Here is a 21,019-nt window from a genome sequence, read left to right on the forward strand (position 1 = left end):
CCACAAGCAGGGGGGTGCTTCATTTTTAAAGACTCTGATACCAGAGCGCTAGATTCGGGATTTATAAGCCAACCCCCCACAAATCCTAAAAACAAATTTGCAAAAACACAAACCCTTCCAAACTCATTGCAAGGATTTTTGGAAGCCTTGAAGCATTTGCGCGCCACTCTTCTCCCAGTCAAATTTTTTAGCGCGTTCCACTCCCCTTTCTCTGCAATGATGATAAAATTCCCTATCAAAATACAATCGCTTCAATGCCTCCTGCAATGCTTCTGCATCCTTAGGATCTACCAATATCCCCGCATCCCCCACTACTTCAGGCAAAGAAGTGGTAGAAGATGCGATGATGGGAGCACCACACTGCATGGCCTCAAGTGCAGGCATACCAAACCCCTCATAATGGGAGAGATAAATGCTGCAAAAACTATGAGCAAAAAGATTTGCCAAATCCTCATCATCCACATAGCCAATCATAAAAATCTTTTCTTCTAGTTCTTTGAAGCCTTTGATCTTTTCACGCAAAATAGGCAGAAATTGCGCCCATCCTCCCCCGCCCATAACAAAAATGAGATTTTGGATCTTGTGCTTTTGCAGAAATGCCAAAAAATTCTCCACGACAAAAACCAAATTTTTCCTAGGCTCTAAAGAACAAAGACTAAAAACATATTGCACATCTTGGGGAATGCCATATTTGGAGCGAATTTTTTGATTTTTTTGCGCATCAAAATCAGGATAAAAAGTCTTGGAATCCGCTGCAAGAGGAATCACTTGCATTTTCCCTTCTTCCATAAAAGGAAAAAACTCTAAAAAATCTTTCTTGGTATATTGGGAATTAACAAAATAAAAATCCTTGGCATTTAGTGACTGAGATAATGCCTCAAAAGAGAGATGCCCAAAAAAAAGATCTCGGATGAGCGAGGGTTTGGGGAAATATTCTGGTAAAACCAAAGGAATGCAATCATGCAAAAATACAAATTTTATAAAATGCTTGCTAGCTTGAAAGGGGGGGGGCACCATAAAAAAGGGGGAGAAAAAAATCGCTCTTTTAAAACTGGCGATCTCATGGGGATTTGATTTGCTAGAAAAAAGAGAAGCAATGTCACTTATTGGAGGGAGAGGAGCCCTCCTATCTGCAAAAACTTTTTGCACAATCGCCAAAAAAAAAGAAAATGCACGAGTGAAAAGATTTCTTTTTTTGCTCTTGCTTTTGTAATAAAACAAATGAGAAAGCATGCAGAAAATCCTACCTCTTTTTTGTAGAATTTTCCACTCTGGGAAAGATTTCTGCAAAATGCAGTGCGAAGCAATATCAGCATAGAGATAAAAGTCGCATTTTTTACTAAAGTATTGTGCAAAGTTATAGGCTGTGAAATACACCCCGCTTCTATTAGCTGTTTTTCGCACCACATTTGCCAATACACGGCCATCAAAAACTACGACAACTTTTTTCATTCCTCTCTCCTATGTCATCAATTGCTTACCTTGTGGATCGCTTCTCTATGCAAGGGTCCTGCTTATCCCATCATTCTTATTGTTTTTTAGAGGGCTCCTCCAAGGTGCGGACAATCAAGCCAGAGGGGAGGGAAAAAAACTCAATCCATTGCTTTTCTGCTGCATAGTGCTCCCCTAAATCCACCTCATGATCATAGCCCTGCAAATGCAATACACCATGGATAAAAAGCAATGCGATCTCTTCCTCCAAGCTATGGCCAAAAAAATGCGCAGCACCTTGTGCGATGGGAATGCAGATCACCACGCTGCCAAGTGGCATGTTGGCAATCCCCATAGCATCTAAAGGGAAGCTCAACACATCAGTGGGCTTATCCTGGTTGCGATATTCTTTGTTCATGCCTTGAATCATATTTTCATCAACAAACAATAGCTCAATCATTCTTTGGGGGCTTAGGGTCTGTGCGATTTTTTCTAATCGTGCAGTTTCTAACAGCGTAGTTGTTTGATTATCAATCTCTAAGCATCTAGACATAAGATATCTTGAATATGATACATTCCACTAGGCTTAGAGAAAAGCCAAAGGGCTGCATCTATAGCGCCCTTAGCAAAAGTCAGGCGGGAAGTAGCATTGTGTAAAAATTCTAAATATTCACCATCTGCATAAAATCCCACCACATGCCTTCCAGCAACATCCCCACCCCTAAGGCTCATTACTGCGATTTCCTCCCTGCCTCTTGCGCCGATGTCTCCATCACGTCCACTTACGCGCACCCTATCTAGCTCCAAACCGCGCGCCCTTGCACAAGTCTCTGCCAAAGTAAGCGCTGTGCCACTGGGTGCATCTTTTTTGTAACGATGATGGATCTCACAAATCTCAATATCTGCATCAGCAAAATTTTTTGCCACCATGCCAATGGCTGCATTCAAGATAGCAATACCTTTTGACATATTGGTCGCATAGAGCACTGGGGCCCTTTGAGACAAAGACTCTAGCAGCACAAAATCTCTCTGCCCAAGGCCTGTAGTCCCACAAACCAGGGGTTTTGGTGCGTCTTGCAATGCTGCTAAAAGCAGTTGCGTGGCGTGAGGAAGGGAAAAATCAATGATGATGTCACTTGCAGCAATAAAGCTTACAACATCATTGGTGATTAGGCAGTCTTTTGGGAGATTGAGAGAGGTGGAATCACGCAAGAAAGCCGCGCTAAGGGAGCAGGATTCATGCTGAGAAAGAAGCTCTACAAGCAATCTCCCCACTCTCCCGCTCGCTCCAAATACTCCTACTCTCAATCCCTTCTCCCTTTATTTATGAGAATCAAGATATGCGATTGCTTGCAGCGCTGCTGTGGCACCATCACCGGCTGCACACACCACCTGCTTAGGTGCTTGGACCCTGATATCTCCTGCAGCAAAGAACCCCGGGATATTAGTGCGCATCGAAAGATCCACGAGTACACTGCCATATTCATCAGTGTCACAGAGCATTTTGCCATCTTTTTGCTTTAAGATCTGATTGTTCACATCATATCCCACAAAGATAAAAATCCCAGGCACATCAAGCTTGCGCTCTTCATTGGTTTGTGTGTTTTTGATCCTCACGCCTACTACACCCATCGCATCACCTAGGATTTCCTCCACCACATAGGGAGTAAGAAACTCAATTTTTTCATTATTTTTGGCATGCTCAATAGTCACAGGAGCTGCACGGAAGCCATCACGCCTATGGATGAGATAGACCTTTTTACACATTTTTGTAAGATAAATTGCCTCTTCTAGCGCAGTGTCTCCGCCTCCCAAAACTGCTACCTCTTTGTTTTTATAAAAAAAGCCATCGCAAGTAGCACAGGTGCTAACCCCCTTGCCCCACAACTCACTCTCTCCCTTGATTCCTGTTCTTTTGGGACTTCCACCCGTGGTAATAATCACAGATTTTGCTTCATCCTCTTTCCCGTCATTTCTTAGGATTACAAAATGATTTCCTCTCTTTTCTATTCGCTCTACTTCCACCATCTCATGCTTGAGTCCGAAGCGAAAACACTGCTCCTGCCAAGGCTGCATAAAATCCAATCCGCTTAATATTTCCTTAACACCAGGGTAATTTTCAATCTCACTGCTTCCTGTGATCTGTCCACCAGGCATGCCTTTTTCGAATAAAACGACATTTTTTATGCCTCCGCGAGTCGCATACAAGCCTGCAGAAAGCCCAGCAGGACCACCACCAATAATTGCTAAATCTATCATGATAGCTCCTTAAACAATAATTTTTATCCTTAATGGTATTATGGAAATATCAATCTTTAGTAATCCAAAAAGGATTACTAAAAAATCATAAGAGAGAGTCAATTTTTTCTTTGATAACTTGCTTGGAGCTTGCGCCTACGATCTGGTCGACGACTTCTCCATTTTTCATGAAGAGGATTGTTGGAATACTGCGAATTCCAAATTTTGCAGAGAGCTCATCTTGCTCATCGGTATTAACCTTGCAGATTGCTGCTTTGCCTTCATATTCTTTGGCAAGCTCATCAATCACGGGCGCTAACATTCGGCAAGGGCCACACCAAGGTGCCCAAAAATCCACCACTGCCACGCCATTTTGTGTCACAGAAACAAAATTCTCTGAAGTCAATTCAACATATTGTCCCATTACTACTCCTTTTAATCAAAATTTGGAAAAAATTATACACAGTTTTTTTAAAGGGTAATATTCTCTAAAAATAAAATTTCATCATTTTCAATGCAAATTGCATCAATGCAAAAAGGCAAATCCAGAGAATTTCTACACTTATAATATTCAATAGTTTTAATGATTTTTTTCATCTTTTGAGGAGTGATTGCATAGATGGGATTGAAATTTTTCCCGCTTTTGACTTCGATGAAATGCAAAACATCATCCCTCAATGCGATGATATCAATCTCTCCATATCTAGAAAAGAAATTATATTCTGCAATCTCAAAACCCCTCTCCAAAAGATATTCCCCTGCTTTTTTCTCTGCCAACAATCCCTTTTCTCTACTCATCCACATCCCCTAATGCCAAACGACATCTAGTCCAATGGCCCCAATACGCCAAAAACCCAAGTCTCCTAAGATCCCCACACTAATGCCAGAAAAGACCCCGCTTCAATGTGCCTATTGAAAATCCTCAATACGTATAAAAAAAGACCTATCCACGATGAATTCTTGTTTATCAATCTCTTCTAATGCGTGAATGATATTTGCCTCTAAACTGACATGAGTAATGATGCAAAGTCTTGCGATATTTTCTTTGGCTTGTTTTTGTAAAAATACTTCAATAGAAATATCATTTTGACTCAAAATCCCAGCGACTTTTGACAAAACGCCTGCGCGATCAAAAGTGCTTAACCTCAAATAATAACGACTAGTAATCTCTCTTTTATCGCGAATTTTAAAAGAAAAATGCTCCCTTTCAAAGCCAAGCATAGCAGAGTTTTTGCCTCTACCAATTTCAATCAAATCACTAATCACCGCACTAGCAGTCGCATCCCCCCCTGCCCCCGCTCCATAATACAAAGTCTCACCCACACAATCTCCAATCACGCTAATAGCATTCATCACGCCATCCACTTTTGCAATCATTTTATTTTTGTCAATCAAAACAGGATGCACCCTCAATTCGATTTCATTATGGATTTTTTTTGCAATACCCAAGGGCTTGATGACAAAATCAAACTCCTTTGCAAATGCGATATCATCCTCATCAATCTGCGTGATTCCCTCAATAATAATCTCTTCTGGCTTCACATCAATACCATATGCCAAAGACGCAAGGATCAAAAGCTTATGCCCTGCATCCTGCCCATGAATATCAAGACTAGGATCTGCTTCAGCATATCCTAGCTCCTGGGCACTCTTCAAAGCATCTTTGAAGCTAATTTTTTGGCTACTCATTTGTGTGAGGATGTAATTGCTTGTTCCATTGAGGATACCGCGCAATGAAAGAATATGATTTGCGCCTAGTCCATCTTTAAGTGCCTTGATGATGGGGATCCCACCACACACACTGGCTTCAAAACCAATTGGATTATTTTTGGCAATCTGCTCAAGCTCATAGCGATGATAGGCAAGCATTGCCTTATTTGCAGTAACAAGACTTTTATTTTTTTGCAACACTTCCTTAGCGACCTCATAGGCCTCCTCTACACCTCCCATGAGCTCAATAATAATCTCAATTTCTGGATCCTGGATCACACAATCCCTATCTGTGGTTAGCGCGACATCCACATCCCGCACTTTATTCAGATCTCTCACCACTCCTTTTTTGACCACAAGTTTTGCACCAATTCTTGCGCTAATGATATTTGCATTTTCCTGTAAAATCTTCACCACACTGCTGCCAACCACCCCCACTCCAATAATTCCAATTCCAATCTCTCTCATATCTACCTCAATTTTTTTCAAAATGAATTCTTGGATCAACCACCACATACAAAAGATCGCTCACCAAACTTGCAAGCAATCCCAGTAATGTAAAAATATACAATGTCCCAAAAACGACAGGATAATCACGGTGCAATAGGCTATCATACCCCAAAAGCCCCAGTCCATCAAGACTGAAAATAATCTCGATCAACAAGGATCCTGAAAAAAACATTCCCAAAAACACCGCTGGGAAGGAAGAGATCACCAAAAGCATGGCATTGCGAAAAATATGCTTATACAACAGAGCTTGCTCACCCACTCCTTTGATGCGTCCATACATCACATAATATTTTTGCATCTCATCCAAAAAAGAATTTTTCACTAGCAGCACCAAAGTAGCAAATCCCCCGATAGACAAACACAGCACAGGCAAAGTAATATGCCACAAATAATCTCTGATCTTGCCCCAAAAACTCAAATTCTCAAAATCATCCCCCACTAACCCCTTCAATGGGAACCAATCAAAATAACTCCCTCCTGCAAAAAACACAATCAACAAAATCCCAAATAAAAACACAGGGATGGCATTTGCCATGATGATGACTACGCTGCTTATCACATCCCATTTCCCACCATCACGGTAAGCCTTAAAAATCCCAAGCGGGATGCCCAAAAGATAAATAATCAAGGTGCTAAATACACCCAGGCTAATAGAAACAGGGAGTTTTTCTTTGATGAGATCTAGCACACTAATCTGACGATAGTAGCTCTGCCCAAAATCGAGTTTTAGATATTGTTTGAGCATGAGGAAATAACGCTCCCATATGGGCTTATCAAAACCATAAATTTTCTTGAGCTGGGCAATCATCTCTTGATCCATTCCACTATCACCACGATAGGCCCCCACTTTTGCACTGCCTTTAAACACCTCGCCCCCCACAGATTGCAGGGCATCAATTTTTTGCATCATTTGCTCCACTGGACCCCCAGGGGCTAGCTGGATGATAAAGAAATTGATTGTAATAATGCCAAGAAGGGTGGGAATCATGAGCATCAAGCGCTTGAGGATGTAGGCATACATTATTTCTCTCTCCCACTATATTTCTCTCCCTCACTATGCCAATCTGCGCTCCACCAAAGCGCAGGGTTGATGCCATAGCGCGGTGGGATTTTTGGCATTTTGATTCTATCATCATAGGCGATACGATAATAGGGCAGATAAAAATGCGGGATCACATAAAAACCCCAGCACAAAACTCGATCCAGCGCCTTTGTAATAAAAATCTGCTCTTCTTTGTTTTTGGCATTCACTAGGCGCTTGATGAGACTATCCACCACGGGATCCTTGATGCCTGCATAATTGCGACTCCCCTTTGCTGCAGCACTCTTGCTCCCCCAATAATAATTCTGCTCATTGCCTGGAAAAAGCGACTGGCCAATGACTGCTACGATCATGTCATAATCAAAATTTTGCACCAAATTCTTATAGCGCGCTGAGTCCACCACCTCGATATTCATCGTGATGCCAAGGACTTGCAAATTTTTGGCAAAGCTCAAAGCCAGGCGCTCAAATGCAGGGCTTCCAAGTGTAAGCGTAAAGACAAAAGGCTCTTTGGTGCGCTCATCTACAAGGGCAAAATTCTCTATCACAAAGCCTGCTTTTTTTAGCAAATCACGTGCGTATTTGAGATTCTCTCGCAAATTCTCCCCGCGCTTTATCTCTCCATCTGTGCGCGGGATGATATAGACATCCTTCAAGATCCTAGGATCGCGCGCATTGAGGGTTTTTGCATAGGGCTGCAAAATCTCCAATTCCTTTTTGCTGGGGAGGCCAGACATAGCATAAATGGAATGATTAAAAAAGCTCAATGTGCGGCTGTATTGAGAGAAAAAAAGATTTCTATTGCTCCACTGCGCATCAAAGGCATAGAGCAATGCCTCTCGCACCAAGGGATTTTGAAAGAGCTTTTTGCGAGTATTCATAAAAAATCCCTGCATGCCGCTGGGCAGATCATTTTTGATTAGGACTTTTTTAATCTTGCCCTGCTCTATGGCCTTGCCCACATAGCCGCGCGCCCACACCTTTGCTGTGGTCTCTAAGCGCCAATCATAATCCCCTTTTAAAAATGCCTTGAGTGCCACGCTTTCTTCTTTATAATATTCATACACCATAAAGTCAAAATTGTAAAAGCCTACATTTACAGGTAAATCCCTAGCCCAATAATTGGGATTGCGCTCATAAATAATCTTTTTGCCCAAATCATAGCTTTTCACGCTATAAGGACCGCTGCCTAGGGGCTTTTGCAACACATCTTCTCCAAAGGTATTCTTTCCATTTTTCCAATAAAAATGCTTGGGCAAAATCTGCAACTGCCCAAGAATCAATGGCAATTCACGATTTTGATTGGTTCTAAATAAAAATTGCACATGGGAGCGATCTAGTACTCTTGCCTCTTTTACATCCGCATAATACTGATGATAAATCACTGATCCCTTGCTCATTAGGGTATCAAAACTAAATTTTACATCCTCAGCACTCACAGGTACGCCGTCATTAAAATGCGCCAAAGGATTGATATGAAAAATCACAGAATAATGATCCTTTGCCACCTCAATAGAATCTGCCAAAAGTCCATATTGGCTATAGGGCTCATCTAGGCTTTGGGCCATCAAGGTATCATAAACCAACTCCAAGCCCTCTGCGGGATTGCCCTTGAGCAAAAAGGGATTGAGGCTATCAAAGCTGCCTAAAACATAACTTCTAAGAGAACCACCCTTGGGAGCGCTGGGATTGGCATAATCAAAATGTTTGAAATGTTTGTATTTTGGCTCTCCATCAAGTGCGATGGCATCTTGCCCAAACACAGAAGGACAGAGCAAAATCCAAAGCCAAAAAAAACACCAAGGCATTTTTGGTCTTATCAAATTTCCATCCATGTCTGCAGGCTGTTTAGATCTTCATAGCTTGTGAGATTGAGGGTGATGGGGGTGATGGAGACATATCCCTCTTTTGTCGCGGTAAAATCAGAGAGTATGCCATCGCGATCCTTCCATGCAAGAGGCTGGAGTCCTAGCCAATAATATTCATTGCCACGGGGGTCGCGATTGAGATGGGCATTATTACCATAGAGCCGATAACCCTTTTGCGTGATTTTATATCCCTTGCATTTTTCAATTTCAAGCTGAGGGACATTGATATTGATAAGCCTGCGATCTCCTAGTGGATAAGAATGACTAAAAATCTTTTGTACAATCTCGCGGATTACCTTTTTTGCCAGGGCAAAATCATATTCATCTGAGAGATTTTTATCCTTCATGAGCTGAGAGATAGCCAGGGATGGGATCCCTTGGATGGCCCCCTCTATGGCTCCAGCCACCGTACCAGAATAAGTAGTATCCTCTCCCATATTTGAACCTAAATTGATGCCAGAGACGATGAGATCGGGTTTTTGTCCATCTTCATAAATCGCATTGAGCGCAAGATAAACACAATCTGTGGGGCCCCCATCATCTAATTTATAAAAATCATCATCCACCTTGATAAATTTCAAAGGAGAAGTGAGGCAGAGCCCATGGCCACAGGCAGATTTTTCCCTCGCTGGAGCTACAACCAAAATCTGAGCCAAATCACTGAGCGCATCTCTAAGTGCCAACAATCCACGCGATTCAAATCCATCATCATTGGTAATCAAAATTTTTCTCATTATTTTTCCTCAAAATATTTCTGTAGTAAGACCTTAAGATTTTCCTGCAAGAGTGGGGGAAATGCAAATAAGCGCTCCACAATCAGAGCCTTGAGCCTCCTCTGCTCTTCTCTAGCACCAGAGAGTCCTAAAAGATTTACATAGCTATTTTTATTGTAATCATTATTTGTGGTTTTCCCCACACTCTGCGCATTTTCCACCCGATCAATAATATCATCGCGCACCTGGAAAAAAATCCCAAGATCCATGCCAAAATCCCAAAGGTTGCGCAACTCTCCATCAGGCAGATTTGCAATCACCCCACCCATGCAGAGGCTTGTGGCAATGAGCTTGGCGGTTTTATTGAGGTGGATGGCATAAAGCTTTTCTATTTCAAGATGTTGATTTTCAAAATAGCAATCCATTGCCTGCCCAATCACCATGCCCCCAATGCCTCCATAATGGCTCAGCATCTCAATGAGCCTAAGCCTAGTGCTAGGATCAAGATGGGCTTTTGTTAGGAGATAGAAGCTAAAAGTATTGAGCCCATCTCCCACAAGCGTGGCAGTGACTTCATCATAGCTCCTATGCAATGTAGGATATCCGCGGCGCAAACTCGCATCATCCATGCAAGGTAAATCATCATGAATTAGAGAATAAGTATGCAGACACTCTAAAGCCAGCGCTGGTAAAAAGGCATTTTTTGCCAGGGAAAAATTCTGACTACACACCACTGCAAACAACAATGCAGGGCGAAAGCGCTTGCCACCATTTTTGAGCATCTCCCAAAATGCTTTAGCAAATACAGGGTGAAAGCCCTCCATCTCTATGGGATAGCTTTGCAAAAATTCCTCAAATTCCCTCAAAATTTCTAGATATCGCATTACTGCCCCCTGGGATAGACCTTGGTAAAAAACTGAAATCCATTGCGATTTACTAAAAATTCCAAATATCCATAACGCAGATACGCACGCATCAACACCTCTCTAAGATTATCAAACACATCGCCCTTGAGATCCAAGGGATTGACCCTAGCAATCCACAAAATCCTATCTCCAGCCTGAAGATTTTCCAATCCATTTTTTAGCAAATCATTACCCTTGGTGATTTTGAGATTTTTATCAATCCCAATCTTTTGGCTCTCCAAAAAGCTATCTTGGAGTAAAAATCCCCCATAGCGTGCTCTTGCCACCACACTGAGCTCTTTGGTGATGGTCTTTTTGTCTATCTTGCGCTCCACAAGCACACGCACCCTCTCTCCCTCCTTGAGATTGCTAATCACCCACTCAACATTGAGGGATTTTCGCGCGATCTTGTTTTGAATTTTTAAAATTTTGTCATCGGGTAAAAAAGGATTATTTGGGAAAAAGGGATCAATTTGCAACACGATATTTCCCTGGGTACGCACGCCAATATCTCCATAATAGGGTTTTTCCTGGGATAAAAATCGCTCGATATAAGGCTTTGTGATAAATCCTCCCTCTTGGGTAGTAATTCCATAAATTTGATAACAGATGTTGCTAATGACAAGATTTGGGCTAGGAGCCTTTATCTTTAACTTGGCAAAATCAAGAAAGCCCCTTTGATTTTGTAAAATCTGGGTTTTTATCAAAAAGTCAGGGCCGATGATGCTTACTTGAAGCTCTTTTGCAATCTCATCCACAGAGCGTAATACAAAACCACGCACCTCCTTTTGCGGAGCGATGAGATAAAGGCCCACAAAGGGATCATGTCTTAGGATTTTTTTGTTTTTTAATGGGGTTTGTGAGTAGAGGATGAAATAAGTCTTTCCCTTGTAAAAAACGGGTGTGGAGAAATTTTTTTTGTCAAATTTTTGTGCGATTTCATGATAGTGCTTTTGACAATAAGAAAAATCATAACTCCACAAAAAAGAAAAACTAGCAAAAAAAAGAAGTAGCAATTTTCTCAAGAGAGCTTCATTCCCCCAAAGAGATCCAGAGCAAGGTTCTTTTTGTTTTCTTCGACATTTCTATAAGCATCATTGAGCGCGCTCATCAAAAGAATCTGCAAAGATTCCTTATCTTCTAGCAGGCTATCATCAATGCTTAGATCAATGAGCTCTCCTGCGCCATTGATGCTCACACTCACAAGTCCGCCGCCACTTTTTGCAGTGAAAACATTGGACTTTGCCTTTTCTTGGAGATCACCCACACTTTTTTGCATATTTCCTAGCAAATCTTGCAAACCCTTTGCATCAAACATCCTCATTCCTTTATTGTATTTTTTATTGAGACAATGCCATTGCCCTCATCCACAAGCACAACCCTAGGTGCATAATCCCTTAGTTCATGAGCCCCATAGCTGGCATATGCCACGATGATCACAATATCACCCACTGCCACCTTGCGCGCTGCTGCACCATTGATGCAAATCTCTCCATCCTGATCCCCAAAGATCACATATGTAGAAAATCTCTGGCCATTATTCACATCTAGGACATCCACCTTCATCCCCTCCAATAATCCCGCAGCCTCTGCCAATTTCTTATAAATTGTGATGGAGCCCACATAATTGAGATTTGCATCGCTGATACGAGCGCGATGGATCTTGCTATAGAGCATCTCTACTTGCATTCTTGCCTCTTTGAACATCCAAAAAACCATTTTTTGGCAAAACAAAATTCACTTGCCTAGGGGCATAGTGTAGAATCTTATCCAAAAAAATCTTCTCTTCAAGCAAATTTCCAAAAATTAACACATTTTGCAGAGAAAAATTGACACAAAGATCCTGGATGAAATTACCAAAACACTCCCCCATAGAGTCAAAAACCCCATAGCTCAAAGTCGCCTCATCCACCCCTGCGAGCAAAAAACTCATCATAGAGCGCAGGATTTTGGGATAGTCCAAAAATAAATGCCCCTTTTCATCTTTTAAAATCTTGTAATCAATGCGTGGACCCTTGTCACGGACATATTTTCTCGCATTTTCCAAAACGCGAGTGGAATGAGGATTATACTCTTCCTCATAGCCCGCAACAAAAGAAAGCACGCTAAAAAATGCAAAAAGATTCCTTGTAGGCATGGGTGCATCTGGCAGTGCAGAAATCTTTTTCTGCATTTCTGGAAATTCTGCAAAAAAATTCTTGATTAATTTCTCTCCATGAGGGATTTTTTTGATTTTTTCTATCACATTTTTTGCATTACAATCTAGCTCCAGTCCCAGCACACTTTGGTATTTCTCTTCTTTGCCTAGCCAAAAAAATGTCGGATGATTTTTGCTAAAGCAAACAATGAGATTTTTGTCGTTTTGCAAACGCTTATTATTCACAAAAGAGAGAGTTTTTTCATGTGCGGCAATGAGCTCAAATACATTCCCCCTAAAGCTCTTTGTATGCAAAATTACGCCATTTTGGGCGACTACAATTTTTTCTTTTGGTGGGACTTGGCCCTTTTGCTCATAAAAAACCTGCGGGCTTAAATCCCTCAAATCCTCTGGAGAATTTCCCGCGTTTGTGGTGTTTTGCCCGCTAGAATTCTCTAAATTGTTTGCAGAGCCTTGCCCGCTAGAATTTTGCGCTTTTGGGGAATTTTTCGCATTTAGGGGTTCTTGGAAATTGTCTAATTGCGTGAGGAACACATAGCCAATTTCTTGCTTCAAGCAAGCAGCGCCCAAGATGCTCAAAAATAAATCATAGGGCAAAAAGCATTCCAAAAACAATGTCCCAAATTCCTCTGCAAACACCTCTTTTGCACAAAGATCTTGGCTGGGTTTTTCATAACTTGCTAGGAATTGTGCCTGCAAAGATTCTACACGCATATAAGTTTTGACACTGCTTAGATCCCAAAATAGCACTTGCTTGGATTTTTTCTTGCAAGAAAGCAGTACCTTGCCTCTTGTGCTCCGCACAATCAAAGCATCCTCTCTCAGTAGCTCTATGCATTTTTTGAGAGCATTTTGAAGCGCTGTGGGGCTTAGTATAGGAGCAAAGATTTCTAGAGGACTAAGATAGCCCTGCAAGAGAGAAAAATCCCCTATCACCTCCTGTATGACCTTGGCATCTAGGGGCGGGAATGGGGGCATGGGGCGCTTTGGTGCAAGCTCTAAGTCTCTCAAGTCTTCTAGTTCTTTGATAGAGTCAAATTGAAAATAAATGGATATGGGAATGCGAGAGGAGATTGCATCAGCAAACTCTAGCATCTCTTCTTGCTTGGCAAAGAGATAGAAATAATAGTCAATCTTCTCTTCCCACTCCTCCCCAAAAGACTCTGCAAACTCTAACCCCAGCGTGTTTGCCTGAAAGTACAAAATCTCAAAAAGAATGCTTGCGCGCTCTTTATTTGCCAGGGCAAATTTAAATGCAAAGATCATCAACCCCCCTATAGGAATGATTGGCGATGGTCTGCAAAGGAAGGTCTTGGACTCTGACACAGGAGACATCACGCTTTTTTAAAAAATCAATTACAACCTCTTCCATGAGCTTGGCACCTTCCAAAAGCTCATCTGTCAACACAAAAGTCGTATCTTCTCCGATGACATAGGGGACAATACCCACAATATACACTGGTGGCAAATCTCCCATGACTTCAATAAGACGTAGGGTGTGCAACATCTCTACTTCATGCGCACTGCCCGCCCAAGTCACGACATTGGGCACCTTGGAAAAGGGAAAATGATACACCTCCCCCACCTTCGCCCCATCCACACTCACGCAATCTAGTATCAACACCTCATCATAATCTGTGATCATGGGAATGAGGGACTGAGCGAGTGTGCCCCCATCGATAAGATCGAGCTGATGGGGGCTGCTAAACTTATAATTGACCTTGAGATAATTGCACAGATGTACGCCAATGCCCTCATCTCCAAACAAAATATTCCCCACTCCTAAGACCAAAATCTTCATGATTTTTCGTGATATCGAATCCCGCTAATGATTCCATCCGCGCCACCATTGGGGTATTTGATGGAATTCCAGACGACTAGATAAACATGCACGGGAATAAAAAAGATAAATGCCCAGGTTAAAAGATGATGGATATAACGCACATTGGCAAGCCCGCCGCAAACAACCTCCACCCAATTGAAATATCTCCCACAAAATGCACCAAACCCTTCATGATAAACATTGGCATAGAGAGCCAATCCCGTGAGAGAAATGAGCAGCACCAAGACTGCAAGCGTAAAATACACAATGATCTGCAAGGGATTATAAGCACCCTTGATATGAGGATGTTTGCCAATCCACAGATAAGTGCCAATAACTCCAAGCCAGATTTTTGGCTGCAAAAACTGCTTGAAAGAAATGCGCTCTGGAGCACTTTGTTTATCAAAGATAAAGAGATAGAGACGAAAAATAGAGACTCCTATCAGAGAAAAGCCCAACATCAAATGGAAACTTCTGACATAGGCCAATAAAAATCCCGTAGGTTGATGATTGGGATCTCCTTGCAAAAAAGGATAGAAGATATAAAAACCTGTGAAAATCAACCCAAAAATAGCAAATGCCCGAATCCAATGGAACAGGGCAGTTAATTTAGAAAACTCTCTTTCTGCAAAAAAAACTCGCTCTTTCATAGCCAACTCCTTAGATTTTCGCAAAATTTGGCTCTACTTTGTACTCACCAAGCGCATTCCCCTTGGTATCCATCATATGTACAGAGCAGGCGATGCATGGATCAAAGGAGTGGATGGTCCGAATGATCTCTAGGGGCTTTGTGAGATCTACGATTTTGGTGCCAATCAAACTTGTCTCAAAAGCTCCCTGCAACCCTTTGTGATCCCTGGGACCTGCATTCCAGGTGGAGGGCACCACAGCCTGATAATTCTCCACGATACCATTTTTAATCCTCACCCAATGGCTGAGCATGCCTCGTGGTACATTGCCAATATATCTTCCTTGATATTCCTTATTTTTATCGATGATATAGGGCGCACAAGTACTGTGATCGGATTTGAGATTCTCTACCAAGGTCTCAAATGCCTTTGCTCCATGATTGCAGATTACTACAGCCTCAATACATCTTGCTGCAGTTCTACCCAAGGTGCTAAAAAGTGCCTCGATTGGCAGTCCCGTGTCTTTGAGGAATTGTGTCGCCACGGGAGTGATATAAGGATTCTTACCAGCCAGTCCCACCACCACAGATGCCAATGGTCCTACCTCCATGGGCAATTCATTATATCTTGGAGACTTGATCCAAGAATATTTGCCCTTCATATCCAAAAGCTTAGAATCCACCATTTTCCCCTCAGGTCCAAGACTCTTTCCATCTTTAAATCCTGTGTAATTGGGATTGGTTTGTCCTACATAAGGATGCAATGCCACTTCATTGGTGTTTTCATATTTGTACCAAGAATTTGTAACCTCTTCTTTGATGAGATTTTCATCAATAGGATGGACTCTAGAGAGATCTCCATCTAGCACAACACCAGTGGTGAAAAGGAATTCATTGGGGCCAATTTGCATTTCTGCATGAGAAATAAAGTTTTTGAGATTGCAGCCTTTTAACACAGACTGCTCTTTATTAAAGGCCCTTCCTGCCATAACCAAATCCGCATAATAGGCATGATGCACAAAATCACAAACCATGTCAAATTTGGCCTTCCATTCCCCCAGTCTTGTAGGATCTAAAATATCCATCACAGATGTTACGCCACCCACAGTAAGGCTTTGGGGATGGGGCTGCTTGGCTCCAAAAATGGCCATCATTTTAGCAAGCTCCCTTTGAATCTCTAGAAGCTTGAGATAATGAGAAAGCACGATCAAATTTTGCTCTGGGGTAAAATGATAAGTTTTATGCCCCCAATAACCATTATTAAATGGTCCCAAAGCGCCTTGTTTTACAAAATCCCCCACTCTTTTTTGCACTCTTTTTAATTCATCCTCCCCTGTATTTGTAGGCAAATCTGTATATTTAAACGCCTCTTTAGAAGCCTTGGCAGGATCTGCTTTCAGAGCAGAAGTGATATCACACCAATCTAGTCCATGCAAGGTATAAAAATGCACCACATGATCATGCAACATCAAAGAAATATTCATAAGACTTCGCACCATCTGCGCATTGAGTGGAGGTTTGATACCTAAAGCATCTTCTACCGCCATAACTCCTGCCTTATAGTGACTAAAAGTACAAACTCCACAAATTCTCTGTGCAATAAATCCCGCATCCCTGGGATCGCGCCCCTTGATAATGGTCTCTAGTCCACGAAACAATGTAGAGGAAGAAAAAGCATCCGTGATAACATTATTCTCATCTACAATTACCTCGATTCTCAAATGCCCCTCAATCCTTGTAATAGGATCCACTACGATTCTTTTTGTCATTTTCTCTCCTTTTTATTTGCTTTTTGTCATGGTGGAAATGATGGCATGTGCAGCAATTCCAATACCAACAGCAGTGAAGATCACTGTGCCTACATTGTCCGCAGTCCTATCTGCACCGATTCCATCAAAACCAGTATGGAAAAGTCTATTACCAATGGGTTCTTCAAAAGGACTCATGGTGTCCCAAAAATTGGGCTCACTACAACCAATGCAACCATGACCTGCTTGGATGGGCCAGCTGGTGTGGGAGTTGAAGCGAAGTTTGGAGCAGTTATTGAAAGTGTATGGGCCCTTGCAACCCATTTTGTAGAGGCAGAATCCTCTTTGGGCATTTTCATCCCCAAAAGATCGCACAAATTCTCCAGCATCAAAATGTCCCCTTCTCTCGCAAAGATCATGAATCCTATTTCCATAAGCCCATTTTGGACGATTGAATGCATCCACTGCAGGCAATGTCCCAAACATCACAAAATACAACACATTTCCCACGATATTCTTTTCGCTAGGAGGGCAGCCTGGAACATTGATGATGGGTTTAGTGATGATTTTATGCAGCGGTGCTGCGGAGGTAGGATTGGGCGCTGCTGCTTGCACGCCGCCAAAGCTTGAACAAGTACCAATTGCAAAGATCGCAGCTGCGCCCTCTGCTGCATCCCTGCAGGCTTGCGCACCCGTCCTACCATGTGCGCCAATGGTGAGGAAATACTCTACAGTGGGGATTCCACCCTCTACCATCAAAATATAATTCCCCTTGTGCTTTTTTATCGCATTTTCTAAATTTTCTTCAGCCTGATATCCTGCAGCCGCCATGATGGTCTCATGATACTCTAGATTAATCGTATCAAAGATGATGGAATCAATGCTAGGATCTTCTGTCCGCAATAAGCTCTCACTACAACCCGTACACTCTGCCATATGCAACCAAATCACTGGCAGGCGGTTGGCCACCTCTGCTGCCCTAGCAGTCAATGGCGCAAAAGCTGCTGGCAATGCAAGCGTAGCAGTCATAGCACCAGCCCATTTCATAAAATCTCTTCGATCAATCCCCTTTTTACTGAGCTCTGCATCCAAATTCTTGTCTTCCTTGCACGCAGGAAGCTCTGCCAAAAAATCCAGCCTTTTTGCAATCTTTTTAAATAAATGTTCTTCATTTTTCATTGTTTTTCCCTTGTCCTTCCCTTGTCTTTGATTTGCTATTGTCACTTTACCTGTATCCCAAAACCCTTGAGAATCTATAAAAACCAGACAATTCCCGATTATACTATTAATTTGGGAAAAAGAAGATGGTGATTTTTTAATAATTTTGCTTGCATTTTTTTAATTTTTTTAATACGTTTTGAATTTATTTCATACATTTGGAGAATTCACATGAGGAATGGAGCGCACGGAAAAAACACGCACATGGTTCGCGCAGGGTTGAGCTTGGCGCTGGGAGGTTTGCACCCAAGCTTTCGCTCCTGAAAAATCCGCGACAACAATCACCCCTTCATGCACGCAGAATTTCATCCCTTTCACGCATTTTGCAGCAGCCCCAGCATCGCCCTTTGATCCAGCCACTGGGTATTTTTGTCACTGCTATATTCAAATCCCTCTGCCACCTTTGAGCCCCTTTCCTGCAGCCGCGTCATGGAATAATCAATTGGGGTTTGAAACTGAATGGTGGGCACAAGGATGAAAAAATACTCAAATTCTAAGCAGAGATGAGAATCATCTTTTGGGATCATAACCTCATGCAGCTTTTCCCCAGGACGGATCCCGATGACTTTGATGGAGAGATGAGGTGCGAGGGCTTTGGCTAAATCCACAATCTTCATGCTTGGGATCTTGGGGACAAAAATCTCCCCTCCATGCATCCGCTTTAGATTTTTTATCACAAACTCCACCCCCTGATCTAGGGTAATCCAAAAGCGTGTCATACGCAAATCAGTAATGGGCAGCTCCCCTGCCCCCTCCTCTATCAATTTTTTGAAAAATGGCACCACGCTCCCACGGCTGCCTACGACATTGCCATAGCGCACCACACTAAATTTGCTTCTTGCAGCCCCTTTGATATTATTTGCCGCAACAAACAACTTATCACTACAAAGCTTAGTGGCACCATAGAGGTTGATGGGGTTAGCAGCCTTGTCTGTGCTAAGGGCGATGATATGACTCACGTTATTTGCAAGTGCTGCATCAATCACATTACTCGCACCTTCAATATTTGTCTTAATACATTCCATGGGATTATATTCTGCGATTGGAACATGCTTGAGCGCTGCAGCATGGATGCAAATATCCACGCCATTTAATGCGAGTTTCAATCTCTCTTTATCCCTCACATCACCGATAAAATAACGCATGCAAGGATGATTAAAGCTTTGCGCCATTTCATATTGCTTGAGCTCATCGCGACTATAGATAATGATTTTTTTGGGTTGATAATTCTGCAAAATCTTGGCAGCAAATTTCTTGCCAAAGCTACCTGTCCCTCCAGTAATCAATATGGTTTTTTCATTGAGCATGCTCCCTCCCTACCAATGATATTCTATGGTTGCTGTAAAAATTCGAAATTGACCAAAATTTGGGGATTGGTAGAGAGTCATGACATTATTTTTGAATGTGACAGAATAAGCCGCACCCAAAACAAAATCCCTGAATTTATACTTCCCTCCCAGGGCAAACATAAGCCCATCTGAGTCTGGGATTCCGATTTTGTCTTGGGGTGCAGGGGATTGATCATAAGCAACCCCACCCATGAGACGAAAATTCCTATCTTGATAGGTCACACCTAGACGAAAGGTATTAGTATCCCTCCAGCCCGCACCCATATTACTCACTCCAGAAAAATTTGCCAGGCCCACCATTCCCTTAAGTTGTTCTGAGCTGAAATATTGCACCAACCCACCATAGCCCGTGTAATTGGCATTTGCAAAATTGGGAGTGACTCGGAAATTTGGACCCTTTTCCCAAAAAGTGCGCTCATACACCCCCTCTATTCTTAGTTTGTGGTGAAAAAATTCATGCGCATAAGCAAGGGTCAGGATTTGGGGCATATTCACTGCGATATTGAGATTAGTCTTTGTCAATACATTTCCCATCGCCCCACCCACATAACTCGTGGCCTCTAGCGAACCCTTCATATTAAAGGGCACAGAGGAATTAAAAACCACAGAAAACATTCCATTTTCAAACACCCGCAGACTCGCAGCCAGGCGATACCCCACAGAGAGAGCCTTGCCCTGGGATCTTTGATAGACCTTTGTGGTGCCATACATAGTGGTTGTTGAGGTTTTAATAATGTCTGCTAGATTTCTATAATCTCCAAATCCAAAAAATTTCACGGCATTATGCATTGCTGAGCTAGGGTCAATCAACTCTTGGAGCATTTTCTTTTGTGCTGGACTCATCAATTGAGAGGGAATGTGATTGATTCCAATGGAATCCATATCCGCGCCTGTGAGCGCCATGCAGGAATTTCTAGGATCTGTACAAGTCGAAGGCGCACTAGCGGGTTTTTGGCCATTCCACTGCATGGGGACATAGACTACGTTATTAAAGCTTCCCATGGCATACATGATCCTAGGACCCACGCCAATAGAGAATCGATCTCCCACCGTATAACTCATTGAGGGAGAAAACTCCACCATCATAATGAATACATCCTGCAAAAACTCTCCACCCTGACCCTTCCAATTCATCGCAAGACCCGAACTTGCCACAAAATCCGCCCCAAAGGTGAAGCCATTTTTGGTTCTAGATTTGTAAAAAAACTTTGGCAGGATGAAATTGGTCACACCCGTATATCCAGATACGACCTGAGAATAGGGCTCAGCACTTAGGACATTTACTGTCCTTGGGACTTCTGGGATACTCCCCCCAAAAGCATTGACAAGGGGCTTAAATGTATTGGCCAAGCCTAATAATTTCTCCATTTGGGGAGTATATGCGATTTTGGTGACAGAATACAGTCCTTGATTTGTAGAGGGGACATGGAATTTGAATGCTGGAATCTGGAGGAGAGAAACTGCGAGCTCAAATTCACTCTTGTTTTCTCCCCAGTCATTGACAAATCCCATATTCGCAGGATTGTAAAAACTAGCATCCGCACCCCTAGCCCCTGCGACATAGGCAGAGTTTAGCGCTGTACCATTCAAAGATTGTTCCTGGACCTTGAATCCGCTTGCAGATAGTAGGCCCATGGTCAATAAAAATGAAATCTTCTTTTTCAACAATCACCTCAGCT

General features: G+C 42.4%; 21 protein-coding genes. All 21 read right to left on the bottom strand.

All coding sequences use genetic code 11. From position 1 onward, the window contains the following. Positions 1 to 123 precede the first annotated feature (123 nt). Positions 124 to 1,452, bottom strand: coding sequence for a glycosyltransferase family 4 protein (locus tag DQN48_RS05140; protein WP_013023302.1), 1,329 nt, complete (start codon positions 1,450 to 1,452; stop codon positions 124 to 126). A gap of 76 nt (positions 1,453 to 1,528) precedes the next feature. After that, positions 1,529 to 1,984 (bottom strand): rRNA maturation RNase YbeY, encoded by a 456-nt coding sequence (gene ybeY / locus DQN48_RS05145; protein WP_013023303.1) that lies wholly within the window; start codon positions 1,982 to 1,984, stop codon positions 1,529 to 1,531. Continuing rightward, on the bottom strand, positions 1,969 to 2,739 hold the full coding sequence (gene dapB, locus DQN48_RS05150; protein WP_041913159.1) for a 4-hydroxy-tetrahydrodipicolinate reductase: 771 nt from the start codon (positions 2,737 to 2,739) through the stop codon (positions 1,969 to 1,971). Before dapB ends, ybeY begins: the two co-directional genes overlap by 16 nt. Before the next feature lie 12 nt (positions 2,740 to 2,751). Continuing rightward, the gene (gene trxB / locus DQN48_RS05155; RefSeq protein ID WP_013023305.1) at positions 2,752 to 3,690 is read right to left on the bottom strand and encodes a thioredoxin-disulfide reductase; all 939 of its coding nucleotides are present in this window, start codon (positions 3,688 to 3,690) and stop codon (positions 2,752 to 2,754) included. 85 nt (positions 3,691 to 3,775) lie between these two features. Then, a complete protein-coding gene (gene trxA / locus DQN48_RS05160) occupies positions 3,776 to 4,093 on the bottom strand; it encodes a thioredoxin (protein WP_013023306.1) in 318 nt (105 codons plus the stop codon). Between the two features lie 47 nt (positions 4,094 to 4,140). Further along, complete coding sequence (locus DQN48_RS05165) at positions 4,141 to 4,467, bottom strand: YraN family protein (protein ID WP_013023307.1); 327 nt, start codon at positions 4,465 to 4,467, stop codon at positions 4,141 to 4,143. A gap of 111 nt (positions 4,468 to 4,578) precedes the next feature. After that, positions 4,579 to 5,847, bottom strand: a complete 1,269-nt coding sequence (locus tag DQN48_RS05170) for a homoserine dehydrogenase (RefSeq protein ID WP_013023308.1) — start codon at positions 5,845 to 5,847, stop codon at positions 4,579 to 4,581. A gap of 7 nt (positions 5,848 to 5,854) precedes the next feature. Next, complete coding sequence (locus DQN48_RS05175; RefSeq protein ID WP_013023309.1) at positions 5,855 to 6,910, bottom strand: microcin C ABC transporter permease YejB; 1,056 nt, start codon at positions 6,908 to 6,910, stop codon at positions 5,855 to 5,857. Then, positions 6,910 to 8,739, bottom strand: coding sequence for an extracellular solute-binding protein (locus tag DQN48_RS05180; RefSeq protein WP_013023310.1), 1,830 nt, complete (start codon positions 8,737 to 8,739; stop codon positions 6,910 to 6,912). The genes DQN48_RS05175 and DQN48_RS05180 overlap by 1 nt, the downstream gene beginning before the upstream one ends. 11 nt (positions 8,740 to 8,750) lie before the next feature. Next, the gene (gene surE / locus DQN48_RS05185) at positions 8,751 to 9,533 is read right to left on the bottom strand and encodes a 5'/3'-nucleotidase SurE (protein ID WP_013023311.1); all 783 of its coding nucleotides are present in this window, start codon (positions 9,531 to 9,533) and stop codon (positions 8,751 to 8,753) included. After that, complete coding sequence (locus DQN48_RS05190) at positions 9,533 to 10,396, bottom strand: polyprenyl synthetase family protein (protein WP_013023312.1); 864 nt, start codon at positions 10,394 to 10,396, stop codon at positions 9,533 to 9,535. Before DQN48_RS05190 ends, surE begins: the two co-directional genes overlap by 1 nt. Further along, positions 10,396 to 11,442, bottom strand: coding sequence for a DUF7488 domain-containing protein (locus DQN48_RS05195; protein ID WP_013023313.1), 1,047 nt, complete (start codon positions 11,440 to 11,442; stop codon positions 10,396 to 10,398). The genes DQN48_RS05190 and DQN48_RS05195 overlap by 1 nt, the downstream gene beginning before the upstream one ends. Then, positions 11,439 to 11,735, bottom strand: a complete 297-nt coding sequence (locus DQN48_RS05200) for a YbaB/EbfC family nucleoid-associated protein (RefSeq protein ID WP_013023314.1) — start codon at positions 11,733 to 11,735, stop codon at positions 11,439 to 11,441. Before DQN48_RS05200 ends, DQN48_RS05195 begins: the two co-directional genes overlap by 4 nt. Positions 11,736 to 11,737: 2 nt before the next feature. Then, complete coding sequence (panD, locus tag DQN48_RS05205) at positions 11,738 to 12,106, bottom strand: aspartate 1-decarboxylase (protein ID WP_041913161.1); 369 nt, start codon at positions 12,104 to 12,106, stop codon at positions 11,738 to 11,740. Then, positions 12,084 to 13,841, bottom strand: a complete 1,758-nt coding sequence (locus DQN48_RS05210; protein ID WP_013023316.1) for a hypothetical protein — start codon at positions 13,839 to 13,841, stop codon at positions 12,084 to 12,086. Before DQN48_RS05210 ends, panD begins: the two co-directional genes overlap by 23 nt. After that, a complete protein-coding gene (locus DQN48_RS05215; RefSeq protein WP_013023317.1) occupies positions 13,825 to 14,376 on the bottom strand; it encodes a HyaD/HybD family hydrogenase maturation endopeptidase in 552 nt (183 codons plus the stop codon). Before DQN48_RS05215 ends, DQN48_RS05210 begins: the two co-directional genes overlap by 17 nt. After that, positions 14,373 to 15,047 (bottom strand): Ni/Fe-hydrogenase, b-type cytochrome subunit, encoded by a 675-nt coding sequence (gene cybH / locus DQN48_RS05220; protein ID WP_013023318.1) that lies wholly within the window; start codon positions 15,045 to 15,047, stop codon positions 14,373 to 14,375. The genes DQN48_RS05215 and cybH overlap by 4 nt, the downstream gene beginning before the upstream one ends. A 10-nt stretch (positions 15,048 to 15,057) precedes the next feature. After that, positions 15,058 to 16,794, bottom strand: a complete 1,737-nt coding sequence (locus tag DQN48_RS05225; RefSeq protein ID WP_013023319.1) for a nickel-dependent hydrogenase large subunit — start codon at positions 16,792 to 16,794, stop codon at positions 15,058 to 15,060. A gap of 12 nt (positions 16,795 to 16,806) precedes the next feature. Continuing rightward, a complete protein-coding gene (locus tag DQN48_RS05230; protein WP_013023320.1) occupies positions 16,807 to 17,952 on the bottom strand; it encodes a hydrogenase small subunit in 1,146 nt (381 codons plus the stop codon). 353 nt (positions 17,953 to 18,305) lie between these two features. Then, positions 18,306 to 19,298 carry a UDP-N-acetylglucosamine 4,6-dehydratase (inverting) gene (pseB, locus tag DQN48_RS05235; protein WP_013023321.1) on the bottom strand — a complete coding sequence of 331 codons (993 nt, stop codon included), beginning with the start codon at positions 19,296 to 19,298 and terminating at the stop codon, positions 18,306 to 18,308. A gap of 9 nt (positions 19,299 to 19,307) precedes the next feature. Continuing rightward, the gene (locus DQN48_RS05240) at positions 19,308 to 20,975 is read right to left on the bottom strand and encodes an OmpP1/FadL family transporter (RefSeq protein WP_081441314.1); all 1,668 of its coding nucleotides are present in this window, start codon (positions 20,973 to 20,975) and stop codon (positions 19,308 to 19,310) included. Positions 20,976 to 21,019 lie beyond the last annotated feature (44 nt).

Source organism: Helicobacter mustelae (genome assembly GCF_900476215.1).
Taxonomy (GTDB): domain Bacteria; phylum Campylobacterota; class Campylobacteria; order Campylobacterales; family Helicobacteraceae; genus Helicobacter_H; species Helicobacter_H mustelae.